The organism is Roseibium sp. M-1 (assembly GCF_054515675.1).
This window is the reverse complement of the sequence record NZ_CM137257.1, coordinates 1722856-1737110: the sequence shown is the minus strand read 5'-3', so window position 1 is coordinate 1737110 and position 14255 is coordinate 1722856. Positions and strand designations below refer to the sequence as shown.

Here is a 14255-nt window from a genome sequence, read left to right as displayed (position 1 = left end):
ATGGCCGAAAGGTCGTTCAAGGCTGAGGTAGAGCATCTTCGCAAAGGTGCGGGAGATACCTTTACGGGCGAGGGCATCCTCGCCATCACCAAGGCCCTCCTGGAAAACGGGGTCGGCTATGTCGGCGGCTATCAGGGTGCGCCGATCTCCCACCTGATGGATGTTCTGGCCGACGCCGAGGACCTGATGGGCGAACTCGGCATCCGTTTCGAGGCCAATGCCTCGGAAGCCGCCGCCGCCGCCATGCTTGCCGCCTCCGTGCATTATCCCATTCGCGGCGCCGTCACTTTCAAGGGCTCGGTCGGCGTCAACGTGGCTTCCGATGCGCTCGCAAACCTGGCCTCGTCCGGTGTTAATGGCGGTGCGCTCGTCATTGTCGGCGAGGATTACGGCGAAGGCTCCTCCATCATGCAGGAGCGCTCCTACGCCTTTGCCATGAAGTCCCAGTTCTGGTTGCTCGATCCACGCCCGAACCTGCCCTCCATCGTCAAGTCCGTCGGTGATGGCTTTGCCTTGTCAGAGGCTAGCAACACGCCTGTGATGCTGATGGTCCGTATTCGCTCCTGCCATGTCACCGGCCGCTTCGAGACACGGGACAACGTTCCGCCGCCGCTCTCCGTTCGGGCTGCGCTTTCCAACCCGATGCGGGACTTCAAGCGGGTGGTCCTGCCGCCGATGTCCTATGCCCACGAGCACGACAAGATAGACAATCGCTGGCCGGCGGCCGAAAAGTTCATCCTTGAGCGAGGCCTAAACGAACATTTCGGTCCGAAGAACGGCAAGGTCGGCATCGTCTGCCTTGGCGGCATCTACAACAGCGTCATCCGTGCCCTGCAGCGGCTGGGTCTGGCTGACATTAGCGGCAACACCTCCGTGCCGCTGCACGTGCTCAACGTCACCTATCCGCTGGTGAAGTCCGAACTGCTTGACTTCTGCGACGGCAAGGAGGCTGTGCTGATGGTGGAGGAGGGGCAACCCGAGTTCATCGAGCAGCAGCTTGGCGCGATGCTCTACAAGGAAGGCTGCACCACGAAGCTGGAAGGCAAGGGCGTCTTTCCACGCGCCGGGGAATATACCGGCCAGATCATGCTCGACGGCCTCGACACCTTCATCCGCCAATACGCGCCGGAGCTTTTACCCGGCAAGGTGCTGGCACCCAATGCGCCGAAGCCGGAATTGCCGGATCTCTCCAGGACCGTGCCCATCCGCCCGCCTGGCTTTTGCACCGGCTGTCCGGAACGTCCGATCTTCGCCTCGCTGAAAATGGTGGAGCAGGAGATCGGCCAGCACCAGATCACCGGCGACATCGGCTGCCACCTCTTTGCCTGCCTGCCGCCCTTCGAGATCGGCGGCTCGACCATGGGCTATGGTCTCGGCCCCGCCTCGAACGCGGCCTTTGACGGCGGCGGCGAGCGGCGGGCGATCTCGATCCTTGGCGACGGCGGCTTCTGGCACAACGGCCTAAGCTCCTCCATCGGCAACATGGTCTTCAACAAGTCCGACAGCGTCGCAATCATCGTCGACAACTATTATTCGGCGGCGACCGGCGGTCAGGACATCCCGTCGAGCCGGGCGGCGAACAAGTCGAAGTCGACCAACAACCCGATCACCCGGGCGCTGGAAGGGGCGGGGGTCAAGTGGATCCGGCAGATCGACCGCACCTACGATGTAACGAAAATGCGGGCAACCATCCGCGAGGCGCTGACGACGGACTATGACGGCCCGAAAGTGATCGTCGCCTCGTCCGAATGCATGCTCAACCGTCAGCGCCGGGAAAAACCCCAGCGCAACAAGGCGATTGCCGGCGGCGAGCGGGTCGAGATTCCGCGTTTCGGCGTCGATCAGGATGTCTGCACCGGCGATCATGCCTGCATCCGCCTCTCCGGCTGCCCGTCGCTGTCGCTCAAGAAACTCGACGATCCGCTGCGGGACGATCCGGTTGCCCATATCGACCAGTCCTGCGTCGGCTGCGGCAATTGCGGCGAGGTCGCCGATGCCGCGATCCTCTGCCCGTCCTTCTACGAGGCCAAGGTAGTGCACAATCCGTTGGGCTTCGAGACCTGGCTCGCAGGGATACGGACGAAGGTCATTTCCTGGCTGCAGACGCGTCGGACGGGATCTCGCCTGACATTCACCGGGGAGGGTGTCTGATGTCCCTGGCTTTGCCCCTCGAAGCGCAGCCCGCCGATCCCGCGCTCGCCGGCATCATCAAGCTCGCCGTCCTCGCCGTCGGCGGTCAGGGTGGCGGCGTTCTCACCAACTGGATCGAAGCGCTTGCCCGCTCAGAAGGCTATCATTGCCAGGCAACCAGCGTTGCCGGTGTCGCGCAGCGCACGGGCGCGACCATCTACTACATGGAGATGGCCCCGGGTGACGTCACGTCGCCGGTCTTCTCGCTGGCGCCTTCCGCTGGCGATGTGGATATCCTAATTGCGGCGGAGCTGATGGAGGCCGGCAGGGCGATCATGCGCGGCTTCGTGACACCGGACCGCACGACGCTGATCGCCTCGACCCACCGCATGCTGGCGGTGTCCGAAAAGACTGTGCCCGGCGACGGCATGGCCTCTTCGGAGGAAGTGAAGGCCGCCGCGGAACTCGCCGCGCAGAAGCTGGTGCTGGCGGATATGGATACGGCCGCGCTGAAGGCAGGCTCAGTTATTTCCGCCTCGCTCTTCGGCGGACTGGCCGGGTCAGACGCGCTTCCCTTCGCGAGAGAAGCCTTTGAGGAGGCGATCCGCGCCAGCGGCAAGGGCGTCGAGGCGAGCCTCAAGGCCTTTGCCGCCGGGTTTGACCTGGCGCAGCATGGCGAAAAGCCGAAGGCAGCGGCTTCGTCACCGGCGCGGCAGGAGGTCGTCGGACCTGCAGGGCCGGACAAGAGCCGGCAAGCCTATGCATCGTTGGAAGCCCGGATTGCTGCGTTGCCGGAACCTGTCCGCGAGATGGCATCTGCTGGTCTCAGGAAGGTCGTCGACTTCCAGGACACGGACTATGGCGCGGAGTATCTCGGCCGCTTGGAAACGCTGACCGCCAGGGACAGCGCCGGCAAGGAGTTCGAACTCTCGCGCGAAGCGGCGAAATACATCGCCAATGCCATGGCCTATGACGATGTCATCCGCGTCGCCGATCTGAAGACACGGCCGCAGCGCTTTGACCGCATCGAAGAGGAAATGCAGGTCAGGGACGGCAAGCTGCTGCAGCTCACCGACTATTTGCACCCGCGTGCGGAAGAAATCGTCGGACTGCTGCCGGAAAAGCTCGGCCGCAGGATGGAAGCCGATCCCGCCTGGATGAAGCGCATCGACCGCTGGTTCAACCGCGGCCGCCGCATCCGCACCGACAGTCTTCGCGGGTTTGCGATGCTCTATGTGCTTGGCGGCCTACGTGGCTGGCGCCGGAAAACCCTGCGCCACAAGATGGAGCAGGAGCATCTGGACGCCTGGCTGAAGATGGTCGCAGGCTACCTGCCGGACCGCTACGACATGGCCGTCGAGGTGCTGAAATGCCGCCGCCTGATCAAGGGATATTCCGACACCCATGCGCGCGGCCTGTCGAAATTCGACAAGGTGCTGGCCGGAGCCCGGCTGGTGGAAGGGCGAGAGGATGGGCCGGAGTGGGTGGCCCGTCTCAGAGAGGCCGCGCTCAAGGACGAGAAGGGAAATGATCTCGACGGGGCGTTGAAGACGGTCGAGAGTTTTGTGTGAGAGGTCAGCAGCACCTGAGTGTGTGGCCGATCCTTCGAGACAGCGCTACGCGCCTCCTCAGGATGAGGTCGGGGGAGTAGCGAGCTTCGGCATCGCAACAACCTCGCCCTCATCCTGAGGAGGCCAAAGGCCGTCTCGAAGGATGGGCCGCTTGCCCCGAACTACACCTTCCGTCCCTGCTTATCCCGCCAGAGCCTTGCCCAGTTCCGAGACCGTCTCCCAGGTCGCATCCTCCGTCGTTTGAATGCCGGGGGAAAGGCGCAAGGTGGCGCCTCTTGTGTCGGCGGAGATGTTGCATTCTCTCAAATGGTTCAGCACCTGACCGGCCTGATCTGTAGAGCTGAGCCCGAACATCAGGCTGCCGCCTCGCGCATTCTCGTCGCGCGGTGACAAGAGCTTCAGGCCGAGATTGTCGGCGCCTTCGATCAGAATTCTGCTGAGAGCGCGGTTGCCGTCGAGGATCGCCTGCCGGTCGGCCTCCGCATGCCATTTCAGCGCCGGAACGGAGGCGGCTGCCGGCATGATCGACGGCGTGCCGTTGTCGAAGCGGCGGATGTCGGGGGCATACTGGAACGCGTCGATGTCCCAGTTGAATGGATTGTCCTGGCTGAACCAGCCGCGCAGTTCCGGCTGGCACGCCCTGATCAGGTCCGGGTGGACATGGAGAATTCCGGCACCCGGCGTGCCGCACATCCATTTGAGGCTGGTCGAGACGGCAAAATCGACATTGGGTTCCGTCACCGAATAAGGCAGGAGGCCTGCGGCCTGGGTGATGTCGACACCGATCAGCGACCCCATCTGGCGGCCATGGGCAACGAGACTTTCAAGATCCGCCTTGCGTGATGTGGTTGAGCTGACCCAGGTGATCAGGCAGAGCGCGACGCTCCGGTCCCATTCGGCGATCATGTCCTCGTCGGCAACGAAATTCGCGCCCTGGCGGGCACGCACGGTCACAAGCTCGAAGCCGAGCCGGTCCTGCAGCTTTGTCAGAAGGAAATGATTGGACGGGAAGCAGTCGGCGGCGACCAGAACCTTGCGGCCACGCAGGAAATGTTCCGGCAGCGACGTCATCACCATGTGGACGCCCTGGGTGACGTTCTCGCAGGTGGTGGCCGTGCCTTCCGGGGCGCTGATGATTGCGCGCCAGTGGTCGATGAATTCGACGCGCTTGCCCAGTAGATAGGGCCATTGTTGGTCGTTCGGGGCGCTCCAGACGGCCGCCAGCTCCGCCATCGCCGAACTTAGATCGGCTTCCTTGCCGGGATACTGGCCGATCGAATGGTAGAGGAAATAGCCGTCTTCCCTGGTCGTCATCTGCTCCCCCGAAACACTTCTGCTGCCGTCATTTGCGCCTGCGCGAAAACATCTCTGCAGCGGCAAACACGCTATTGACCGATACGGGAATATTCGTATACAGTTTTTGAGATAGTTCAAGCTTAAAGCACTTTTCAGATGCCTGAAACAGGGTCAAATGAACCCGGTTTCCGAATTTATCTGAAAAGTTTCGTATACGGTTTGCGTGGGTTGTGCGCCTGGCGATTGGGGGAGGGGTGTCCGTGACGGCAGTTAGATCATCCGCCTCGCCGAGCGCTGTACAAAGCACCAGCAGCCAGATCCATGACCTCTTGATGGGACGTATCCGTCGGGGCGAGCTGGGCCAGGATGTTCGTCTGGTGGATACCGCCGTTGCCGCCGAATTCGGTGTCTCCCGCATGCCGGCCCGGGACGCGCTGATGCGCCTTGCCCACGAGGGCTATCTGGAGCCGACGACACGCGGTTTCATGCTGCCGCGTCTCGATCATCGCGAGATACTGGAAATTTTCGACCTTCGCCGGTTGCTGGAGCCGCGGGCTGCTGCCATGGCGGCCTTGAGCCTGTCTGCGGAAGAGCTGGAAGCGCTGGATGGCACGCTGAAGGACGCCCGCGAGGCGATGGCGGCCGGCGACACGGAGCGCCTGCACCGGGCCTGCGAGATCTTCCGCAACAACTGGATCGCCGCCGTGCCGAATGCCTCGCTGCGCAAGGCGCTGCAGCGGTACATGACCCAGGTCCAGGCGGTGCGGATGATGACTTTTGCCGAACCCGCCAACCATCCGCTGATCGTCGCCGGCAACACCCAGCTTTTCGAAGCCTTCCGCCGCCGCGACGCGGTTGCCGCCAGCGACCGCATTCTGCGGTTCGTCTTTGAAGGGGAGGCGGCGTATCTCGCGGCCCACGAGGCGGACGAAAACCAGAACAACAGGACCTCGGCGCAAACAGGCTGAGGCATCAAAATTGGGAGCGATGGACAGGACATGACGGAGACCCGCGCGGAAGTCAGATTGCCGACCAGGGACCTTGCCAAGGACCTGCCGTTCTTCACCAAATCGCTGAAGATGCGCCTCGACATGATCTATCCGGCCGACAGCCCGGAGGTCGCCGTCTTTTCCGGCCATGGCCTGCGGGTGCGGGTGGAAAAAGATGCTCCGGAAGGCCCGGGCACCCTTCGCATCCTCACCGACAATCCGGACGAATTTGCGGGAGGCGAACGCATCCTCGTTTCGCCGAGCGGTACCCGGGTCGAAATCGACGAGCTCAACCCGCCGCTGGTCATGCCAGAGACCAAACACGCTTTCGTCGTCCGCCGTCTTGCCGACCAGGCGCCCTGGGTGATCGGACGCGCGGGCATGTCCTATAGGGATCTGGTGCCCTCGCGCCTCGGCGGGGCGATGATCGCCTCGCATATCCGTGTGCCGGACGGGCCGGTGCCGGACATGGTTCACTTCCACAAGGTCGGCTTCCAGCTGATCTTCTGCGTTCACGGCTGGGTGGATGTGCTTTACGAGGACCAGGGCGGCATGCGCCGCCTGCACGCAGGCGACTGTTTCATCCAGCCGCCGGAAATCCGACACCGGGTGATGCATGCGGCCGACGGCATCGAGGTGATCGAGATCGGCGTTCCGGCCGAGCACATCACCGAAATCGACCACGAGATGACCTTGCCGACACCGCATGAACGGCCGGAGCGGGAATGGCAAGGCCAGAAATTCGTGCATAGCCTGGCAAAGGACGGCGCCTTCAAGCCGTTCCGCGTTCCGGGATTCGAGGCACGCGACACCACCATCTGTGACAACACCAGGGGCGTGGCATCTGTTATGGTTGCACGTCCGGCCGGGGAAGCCTCTCCCTGGTGCCGTCACGACTGCGATATTCTGTTCAACTTTGTGCTGGCAGGCGAAATGACCCTCGAGGGCGAAGGCAAAGATCCTTACCGCCTGTCTGCCGGAGACGCCTTCGTGATCCCGCCCAACATGGGAACACGATACACGGGCGCAACCTTCGACCTGGAGCTGCTGGAAGTCAGCCTGCCGGGCCGGTTCGAAACGGAGGTTCTGGGCGACTGATACCTGAAAGCCTGCCGAGGAGGAAAGAGCGGGCTGCCCAAGACCTTGAGACGTCAAGCAAAGAGGGGATGACAGCATGAGGAAGTTGACGACATTAGTGGCCGCCGCAGCACTGTTCGGCGCCGGCTCCGCAGCCCTTGCGGACGATACCAAGATCGGCATCCTGATGGATATCACCGGACCGATCGCCAATTTCATTCCGCCGCTGCAGAACGCGGTCGATCTGGCGGTCAAGCAGGTGAATGCCCAGGGCGGCCTGCTCGGCGGCAATGCGGTTGCCGTCTATGGCGACACCACCGGCACCGCCCAGGGCGCGGTCGACGCCGCCCAGAAGCTGGTCAACGTGGAAAACGTGCCGATCGTCATGGGCTCGCTGATGTCCGGCACGACGATTGCAGCTGCCGAGGCCGCAATCATTCCGGCCGGTGTTGCCCAGATCTCGCCGACGGCAACGTCGCCCGCTATGACCGATCTGGAGGATGACGGCCTGGTGTTCCGCATCGTGCCCTCCGACAACTATCAGGGCGAAATCCTCGCCAAGATGGTGCTGGACGAAGGCATCAACAAGGTTGCGGTCACCTATGTGAACAACGACTACGGTGTCGGCATCGGCGAGACCTTCATGGAAGCCTACAAGGCGGCCGGTGGCGAGATCGTGACCGAAGCCAAGCATGAAGAAAAGAAGGATTCCTATCGCTCTGAACTGGCAACCCTCGCCAAGGACGATGCCGGAGCTCTCGTCGTCATCGCCTATGCCGGGGATTCCGGCGGCAAGATCGTCCGTCAGGCAATCGAAGGCGGCCTCTTCACCAAGTTCATCGGCACGGACGGCCTGCGCGACGACTTGCTGATCCAGAATGTCGGCGCCGACGCCCTGAAGGACTCGTTCTTCTCCTCGCCGACGTCCCCGGCCGAAAATCCGGCCCAGAAGACCCTGCATGACGCCTTCAATGCCGAGTATGGCGAAGGTGCAGACAAGGCCTTTGTCGACCAGACCTACGACGCCACCTTCCTGGCGCTGCTCGCCATCGAAAAAGCCGGGTCCACCGACCGTGCGAAAGTAGCCGCAGCCCTGAAGGAAGTCGCAACGGCACCGGGCGAGAAGGTCGGACCGGGCGAATGGGCCAAGGCTGTCGCCCTCATCAAGGAAGGCAAGGACATCGATTATGACGGCGCGGGCGGCGCTGCCGAATTCGATGAAAACGGCGATGTCGGCGGTTTTATCGGCAAGTTTGTCGTTGACGGCGACAGCTACAAGCAAGTCGCAATCGTCGAATAAGACGAAGCGGCACAGCGTGATTGAGCTGGAAAACATCTGCGTCGATTTTGGCGGTTTGCGGGCCATTGACCATGCAAGCTTCAAGATCGGCGCGGGCCGCATCACCGGCCTGATCGGGCCAAATGGTGCGGGCAAGACAACCGCCTTCAATGTGATTGCCGGTGCGATCCGGCCGGGCTCCGGCCGGGTGCTGCTGGACGGCAAGGACATCACGGCGCTCAAACCCCACCAGCGGGCCGGGGCCGGCCTCGCGCGCACATTCCAGATCCCGCATGAATTCGCACACCTGTCGGTTCTTGAGAACCTGATGGCCTCGGCCTCCGCGCCGGAGGGCGAGAACGTCTTCAACGTGATCTTCCGCCGTGGCCACTACCAGTCGGAGGAGAGGGCGATCTATGATCATGCACGGGAAACGATCCGGCTTCTGGAACTGGAACATGTGATCGACGAGAAGGCTGGCAACCTCTCCGGCGGCCAGAAGAAGCTGGTCGAACTCGGCCGCGCGTTGATGCGCAATCCGAAAATCATCCTTCTCGACGAGATCGGCGCCGGCATCAACCGCACGCTCCTCTCCAAGCTGGCCGACAAGATCCTGATGCTGAACCGGGAACGCGGGCTGACCTTCTGCCTGATCGAGCATGATCTCGATTACGTCTCCAAGCTCTGCGACCACGTGCTGGTGATGGCGCAAGGCTCGCTCCTGACCGTAGGCTCGGTCGAAGAGGTGCGCAACGACGAGCGGGTCATCGAAGCCTATTTCGGCGGCGGCAAATACGAGGCGCAACGATGACCGAGAGACTATCTGTCACGGGCGTCAGCGCCGGTTATGGCGGCCCGCCGATCATCGAGGACGTTTCGCTCAACGTTGAACCGGGCGAGATCGCCGTTATCCTCGGACCGAACGGTGCCGGCAAGTCGACTCTCCTGAAGACCATCTTCGCGCTCACAAAGGTCTCCGCCGGGTCGATCCGATTGGGCGAAAAGGAACTCACCGGCTGCAAGACCTCGGCCCTCGTGCCGCTCGGTGTCTCGGCCGTGCCTCAATCGAAAAACGTCTTTGCATCCATGTCGGTAGACGAAAACCTTGATGTCGGAACCTATGCAGCTCCACCAAAGGATAAAGCGGCAACACGGGAGCGGGTGCTCGGTCTCTTTCCGGACCTCAAGGACAAGCTGAGGCAGCCGGCGGGCGAACTTTCCGGCGGTCAGCGGCAGATGGTGGCCATGGGCCGGGCGCTGATGAGCGAGCCGAAACTGGTGCTTCTGGACGAACCGACGGCGGGCCTGTCGCCTGCCTATCTGGAGCGGATCTTCGACCTGCTTCTCGACATCCGCAAAACCGGGATCACGATCTTGATGGTGGAACAGAATGCCCGTCAGGCGCTTCAGATTGCAGATCACGGCCACATCCTGGTGAACGGGCGCAATTATGCCAGCGGCACCGGCAAGGACCTCCTGGGCGATGAAGACGTCCGCCGCCTCTTTCTGGGAGGCGCGGCATGACCGAGTTCGTCAACTTCTACCTGTTTCCCGCGCTTGCCATCGGCAGCATCTATGCGCTCGGTGCCGTCGGCATCTCGATGATCTTCGGCATCTTGCGCTTTGCTCACTTTGCTCACGGCGATCTGATGACGCTTGGTACTTACGGCGTCCTTGCCGTTGCCTTGGCAACCCCGATCAATCCGCTGCTGTTGATCCCTTTCGGCATGGCACTGACAATCTTCGCGGCACTGGCGGTTGACCGCTGGTTTTACAGACCACTCCGGGAATTGCCGACGATCTACACCGTGATCTCCTCCTTCGGCATCGCCCTGGTGTTCCGCTCGATCGTCCAGCTTGTCTGGGGCTCGGAAAACCAGGTCTTCTCGACGGGCGTCAAGCCGCCGCTGGTTCTATTCGACACGTTCCGTGTCTCCGTCCTGCATCTTCAGGCGGTGGTCGCAACGGCAATCATCGCGGTGCTCCTGCACTATTTCCTGACCGTGACCCGCACCGGTCGCTCGATGCGTGCGGTTGCCGACGATCCGGAACTGGCAGAAGTCTCGGGCCTCGACACGGCAAAGGTCGTGCGCTGGACCTGGATCATTGGTGCGGCGCTGGCGGCGATTGCCGGCACCTTCGCGGCGCTCAACACAAGTGCCCATCCCAATCTCGGCTGGAACTTGCTGATGCCGATGTTCGCCGCCGCCATTCTCGGCGGTATCGGCAAGCCCATGGGGGCAATGGCCGGCGGCTTCATCATAGGTCTGGCCGAAGAACTCTCCTCCTATCACTGGATTGGTGACGAGAGCCTGATTTCGCCCTCCTACAAGACGGCGGTCGCCTTCCTCATCATGATCGGTCTCCTGATCTTCCGCCCGCAGGGCCTCTTCAAGGGGAGGCTGCTCTGATGGAACTGACCGGCCTCTTTTTCTATGGCGTCAGCCTTCTGATCCTCGGCGGGATCTACGCGATCCTTTGTCTTGCCCTCAACATCCAGTGGGGCATGGGCGGGCTCTTCAATGCGGGCATTGCAGGGTTCTACGCCGTCGGTGCCTATACTTCGGCGATCCTGACGACGGCAGCGTCTTCGAAACACCTCGGGGGTTTCTCACTGCCCGTGCCCCTCGGTCTTGTCGGGGCGGCGATCCTCGCCGGGCTCGCGGGCTGGGCCGTTGCCAGGATCTGCGTCAGGTTGAAGAGCGATTATCTGGCCATGGCTTCTATCGGCATCGCGGAGATCCTGCGGCTGGTCGTCGTCAACGAAAGCTGGCTCACCAATGGCAGCCTGGGAATGTCCCGCGTGCCGCGTCCGCTCGCGGATTTCACGACTGGCCGCATGAGCGACGTGGTCTTCCTTGGCTTTGTCTGGCTGGTGGTATTGCTGGTTTATGTCGCCGCGACACGCCTGCATGACAGTCCCTGGGGACGGAGCCTGCGGGCAATTCGCGACAACGAAGCTTCGGCGGCGGCTGTCGGCAAGAATGTGGAGCGGTTCCGCATCCAGACCTTCGTCATCGGCTGCGCCGTCATGGGCATCGCCGGGGCGCTCTCGGCGCACTATTTCCGCTTCCTGTCACCGACGGCGACCGACCCGCTGCTGGTGACGTTCCTCACCTGGGTAATGCTGATGGCAGGCGGGTCCGGCAACAACAAAGGCGCGATCCTCGGAGCGCTGGTCATCTGGACGCTGTGGTCGGTGACGGAAATTTTCACCAACCGCCTGCCACCGGAATGGGCGACCCGCAGCTCCTTCATCCGCATGCTGATAGTCGGCCTGCTGCTGCAGGTGGTTCTTCAGCGCTTCCGCGCCGGCCTGCTGCCGGAAAAATCGCCGCCGGTACGGTACAGGGAAGACTAGCGACCACATGCGCTCCCGCCGTTCGATCTCAGTCGAGTGGCGGGAAAACGGCTGTCTTCTTCACGGTTCCATAAACGAAGCTGGTGTCGATCGAAGCGATCCCGCCGATCGGGTGGATCCGCGTGCGGATGAAGTTCTCATAGGCTTCGAGATTTGAGACGACAACGCGAAGCTGGTAGTCCATCGCACCGGTCAGAACATGGCATTCGAGGATCTCCTCGATGGTCTGCACCTGCCTTTCGAACCGGCGCACGTCCTCCTCGTTATGCCGCTCCAGCCGGATGCGCACGAAGACGGTGATGGGCAGGCCATAGGCGGCAGCATCCACATCCACTGAAAAGCCCTTGATCGCCCCTGACGCTTCGAGATTGCGCAACCGCCTGAGGCACGGCGACGGCGAGAGGTTCACCGCTTCGGCAAGGTCCTGATTGGTCATGCGGCCGTCACGCTGCAGGGCGCGGATGATCTGGCGGTCTTTCTTGTCCATGCTGCTTCCAATTGGCAGAATCTGCTAATGTGAAGCCTAGTACTGACAGATTTTGAAATCTATCACCCCTAGACTTCAGGCATATTGCTCATACCGACTTCAGGGAGACAGCCATGAGTGCCTATAAGGGTTTTGCCAGCCGTGCGATCCACCTCGCTTACAATCCGCTTGAAAATGAGGGCTCACTGACGCCGCCGCTGCATCTGACCTCCACCTTTGTTTTCGAGACTGCGGAAGCGGGCGGTGAAATGTTCGCCGGCGAGCGGGCAGGGCATATCTACAGCCGCATCTCCAACCCGACGCTCGATCTTCTGGAGCGCCGCATCGCGGATCTGGAAGGTGCCGAAGCCGGACTGGCGCTTTCTTCCGGCATGGGTGCGATCACCGCGACGCTGTGGACGCTGGTTGCCCCCGGCGACGAGATCATCGTCGACGAAACGCTTTATGGCTGCACCTTCGCCTTCATGCGCCACGGCCTGACGAAGTTCGGCATCAAGATCACCCATGTCGACATGACCGACCCGGAAAACCTGCGCGGCGTGATTTTCGACAAGACCCGCGTCGTCTATTTCGAGACCCCGGCCAACCCGAACATGCGTCTCGTCGACATCAGGCATATCTCCGAGATCGCTCACGAAGCGGGTGCCACGGTGGTCGTCGACAACACCTATGCGACGCCTTACCTGACTCGTCCGGTCGAACTCGGCGCCGATATCGTCCTCCATTCGGCGACCAAATACCTTGGTGGCCATGGCGATGTGGTTGCCGGTCTCGTGGTCGGCCGCGCCGAGCAGATCCAGGAGATCCGTCTCGTCGGCATGAAGGACATGACCGGCGCCGTCATGGCCCCCTTCAGCGCGATGCTGATCCTGCGCGGGCTGAAGACGCTGGCCCTACGCATGGACCGCCACTGCGCCTCCGCGCAGAAGGTCGCCGAATGGCTGGAAGCCCATCCGGCGGTCTCGAAGGTCTATTTCCCGGGCCTGGAAAGCTACGAGCAGCATGAACTGGCAACCCGCCAGATGAGCCAGCCCGGCGGCATGATCGCCTTCGAACTGAAGGGCGGGCTTGAGGCAGGCATTTCCATGATGAACGGCCTGAAGATGATCCAGCGCGCGGTCTCTCTCGGCGATGCCGAAACACTGATCCAGCATCCGGCCTCCATGACCCACTCCACCTACACGGCAGAAGAACGCGCCGCCCACGGCATCAGCGACGGCCTCGTGCGCCTCTCCGTAGGCCTGGAAGACCTCGGCGATATCCTGGAAGACATGGCCCAGGCCATGCCGCAGGAACCGGTGGCTGTGGCGGCCTGAGGTTCAACCACGCTCTCCTCCGCATGACCTCATCCTGAGGAGCGAGCTTGCTCGCGTCTCGAAGGATGGGCGGCGCACTCCGGAGCAAGCGGCCCATCCTTCGAGACGGGCCGACGGCCCTCCTCAGGATGAGGTGCGAGTGGATCATGATGAGCGAGATGAGGCGGAAATGTTGCTCAAGGCGTCCTTGCCACGCCGGACTTCACCCGTCTCAGCGGAATGGAACTCTCGATATTGGCGACGCCCGGCACCTTGGTCAGCTTTCCGGTCAGGAACGTCTCGAAGGCGGCAAGGCCGGTGGTCGCAACGCGCAACAGATAGTCTCTGTTGCCGGTCATCAGCCAGCAATCGACGACTTCCGGGAAGGCCTGGATAGCCGCTTCGAACTGGTCCAGCGTGATGTCGATCTGCTTGTCGAGCTGAACGGAAACAAACACCGAGACCTCATAGCCGAGCTTCACTTCGTCGATCAGCGCGCAATAGCCGGTGATGATGCCGCGTTCTTCAAGATGGCGCAGGCGCCGGGCCGCCGGCGTGGCGCTCAGACCGATGCGTTCGGAAAGGTCCTGAATCGAAATCCGCCCATTCTTCCGCAATTCGCGCAGGATTTGGACATCGAACGTGTCGAGTGTGTCGGAAATCGCCAAAAACTTCTCTCCGGGTGGTGAAATCAGCCAAAATCTAGCCGAAGTGGCTATGAAATAGCAAGAAACCGGTTCTTGGCCGACGCTAGATTGACGGAAAGACCG

At 62.1% G+C, this 14255-nt stretch carries 13 protein-coding genes; 10 read left to right on the top strand and 3 right to left on the bottom strand.

Annotated features, from left to right (window positions below):
* Positions 1 to 2151, top strand: a complete 2151-nt coding sequence (locus ACX3M4_RS07895; RefSeq protein ID WP_459358037.1) for a thiamine pyrophosphate-dependent enzyme — start codon at positions 1 to 3, stop codon at positions 2149 to 2151.
* Positions 2151 to 3701, top strand: coding sequence for an indolepyruvate oxidoreductase subunit beta family protein (locus ACX3M4_RS07890; protein WP_459358036.1), 1551 nt, complete (start codon positions 2151 to 2153; stop codon positions 3699 to 3701). The genes ACX3M4_RS07895 and ACX3M4_RS07890 overlap by 1 nt, the downstream gene beginning before the upstream one ends.
* 180 nt (positions 3702 to 3881) lie before the next feature.
* Here ACX3M4_RS07890 and ACX3M4_RS07885 read toward each other — a convergent pair whose 3' ends face one another.
* Positions 3882 to 5015 carry an aminotransferase class V-fold PLP-dependent enzyme gene (locus ACX3M4_RS07885; protein ID WP_459358035.1) on the bottom strand — a complete coding sequence of 378 codons (1134 nt, stop codon included), beginning with the start codon at positions 5013 to 5015 and terminating at the stop codon, positions 3882 to 3884.
* Between the two features lie 212 nt (positions 5016 to 5227).
* Between ACX3M4_RS07885 and ACX3M4_RS07880 the strand changes: the two genes are divergently transcribed.
* From ACX3M4_RS07880 to ACX3M4_RS07850, 7 genes are all read left to right on the top strand, one after another.
* Complete coding sequence (locus ACX3M4_RS07880; protein ID WP_459358034.1) at positions 5228 to 5965, top strand: GntR family transcriptional regulator; 738 nt, start codon at positions 5228 to 5230, stop codon at positions 5963 to 5965.
* A 30-nt stretch (positions 5966 to 5995) separates the two neighbouring features.
* Positions 5996 to 7084 carry a cupin domain-containing protein gene (locus ACX3M4_RS07875; RefSeq protein ID WP_459358033.1) on the top strand — a complete coding sequence of 363 codons (1089 nt, stop codon included), beginning with the start codon at positions 5996 to 5998 and terminating at the stop codon, positions 7082 to 7084.
* 76 nt (positions 7085 to 7160) lie between these two features.
* Entirely contained in the window at positions 7161 to 8363 is a 1203-nt protein-coding gene (locus ACX3M4_RS07870; RefSeq protein ID WP_459358032.1) for an ABC transporter substrate-binding protein, read from the top strand.
* A 16-nt stretch (positions 8364 to 8379) separates the two neighbouring features.
* A complete protein-coding gene (locus ACX3M4_RS07865; RefSeq protein WP_459358031.1) occupies positions 8380 to 9153 on the top strand; it encodes an ABC transporter ATP-binding protein in 774 nt (257 codons plus the stop codon).
* Positions 9150 to 9866 carry an ABC transporter ATP-binding protein gene (locus tag ACX3M4_RS07860; protein ID WP_459358030.1) on the top strand — a complete coding sequence of 239 codons (717 nt, stop codon included), beginning with the start codon at positions 9150 to 9152 and terminating at the stop codon, positions 9864 to 9866. The genes ACX3M4_RS07865 and ACX3M4_RS07860 overlap by 4 nt, the downstream gene beginning before the upstream one ends.
* The gene (locus tag ACX3M4_RS07855) at positions 9863 to 10753 is read left to right on the top strand and encodes a branched-chain amino acid ABC transporter permease (protein ID WP_459358029.1); all 891 of its coding nucleotides are present in this window, start codon (positions 9863 to 9865) and stop codon (positions 10751 to 10753) included. The genes ACX3M4_RS07860 and ACX3M4_RS07855 overlap by 4 nt, the downstream gene beginning before the upstream one ends.
* Positions 10753 to 11703 (top strand): branched-chain amino acid ABC transporter permease, encoded by a 951-nt coding sequence (locus ACX3M4_RS07850; RefSeq protein WP_459358028.1) that lies wholly within the window; start codon positions 10753 to 10755, stop codon positions 11701 to 11703. Before ACX3M4_RS07855 ends, ACX3M4_RS07850 begins: the two co-directional genes overlap by 1 nt.
* Positions 11704 to 11731: 28 nt before the next feature.
* Here the strand turns inward: ACX3M4_RS07850 and ACX3M4_RS07845 are convergent, their stop codons facing one another.
* Positions 11732 to 12190, bottom strand: a complete 459-nt coding sequence (locus tag ACX3M4_RS07845) for an Lrp/AsnC family transcriptional regulator (protein WP_459358027.1) — start codon at positions 12188 to 12190, stop codon at positions 11732 to 11734.
* A gap of 113 nt (positions 12191 to 12303) precedes the next feature.
* Here ACX3M4_RS07845 and ACX3M4_RS07840 point away from each other — a divergent pair, with 113 nt between their 5' ends.
* On the top strand, positions 12304 to 13506 hold the full coding sequence (locus ACX3M4_RS07840) for a methionine gamma-lyase (RefSeq protein WP_459358026.1): 1203 nt from the start codon (positions 12304 to 12306) through the stop codon (positions 13504 to 13506).
* A 176-nt stretch (positions 13507 to 13682) separates the two neighbouring features.
* Here the strand turns inward: ACX3M4_RS07840 and ACX3M4_RS07835 are convergent, their stop codons facing one another.
* Positions 13683 to 14153 carry an Lrp/AsnC family transcriptional regulator gene (locus ACX3M4_RS07835; protein WP_459358025.1) on the bottom strand — a complete coding sequence of 157 codons (471 nt, stop codon included), beginning with the start codon at positions 14151 to 14153 and terminating at the stop codon, positions 13683 to 13685.
* Positions 14154 to 14255: the final 102 nt, after the last annotated feature.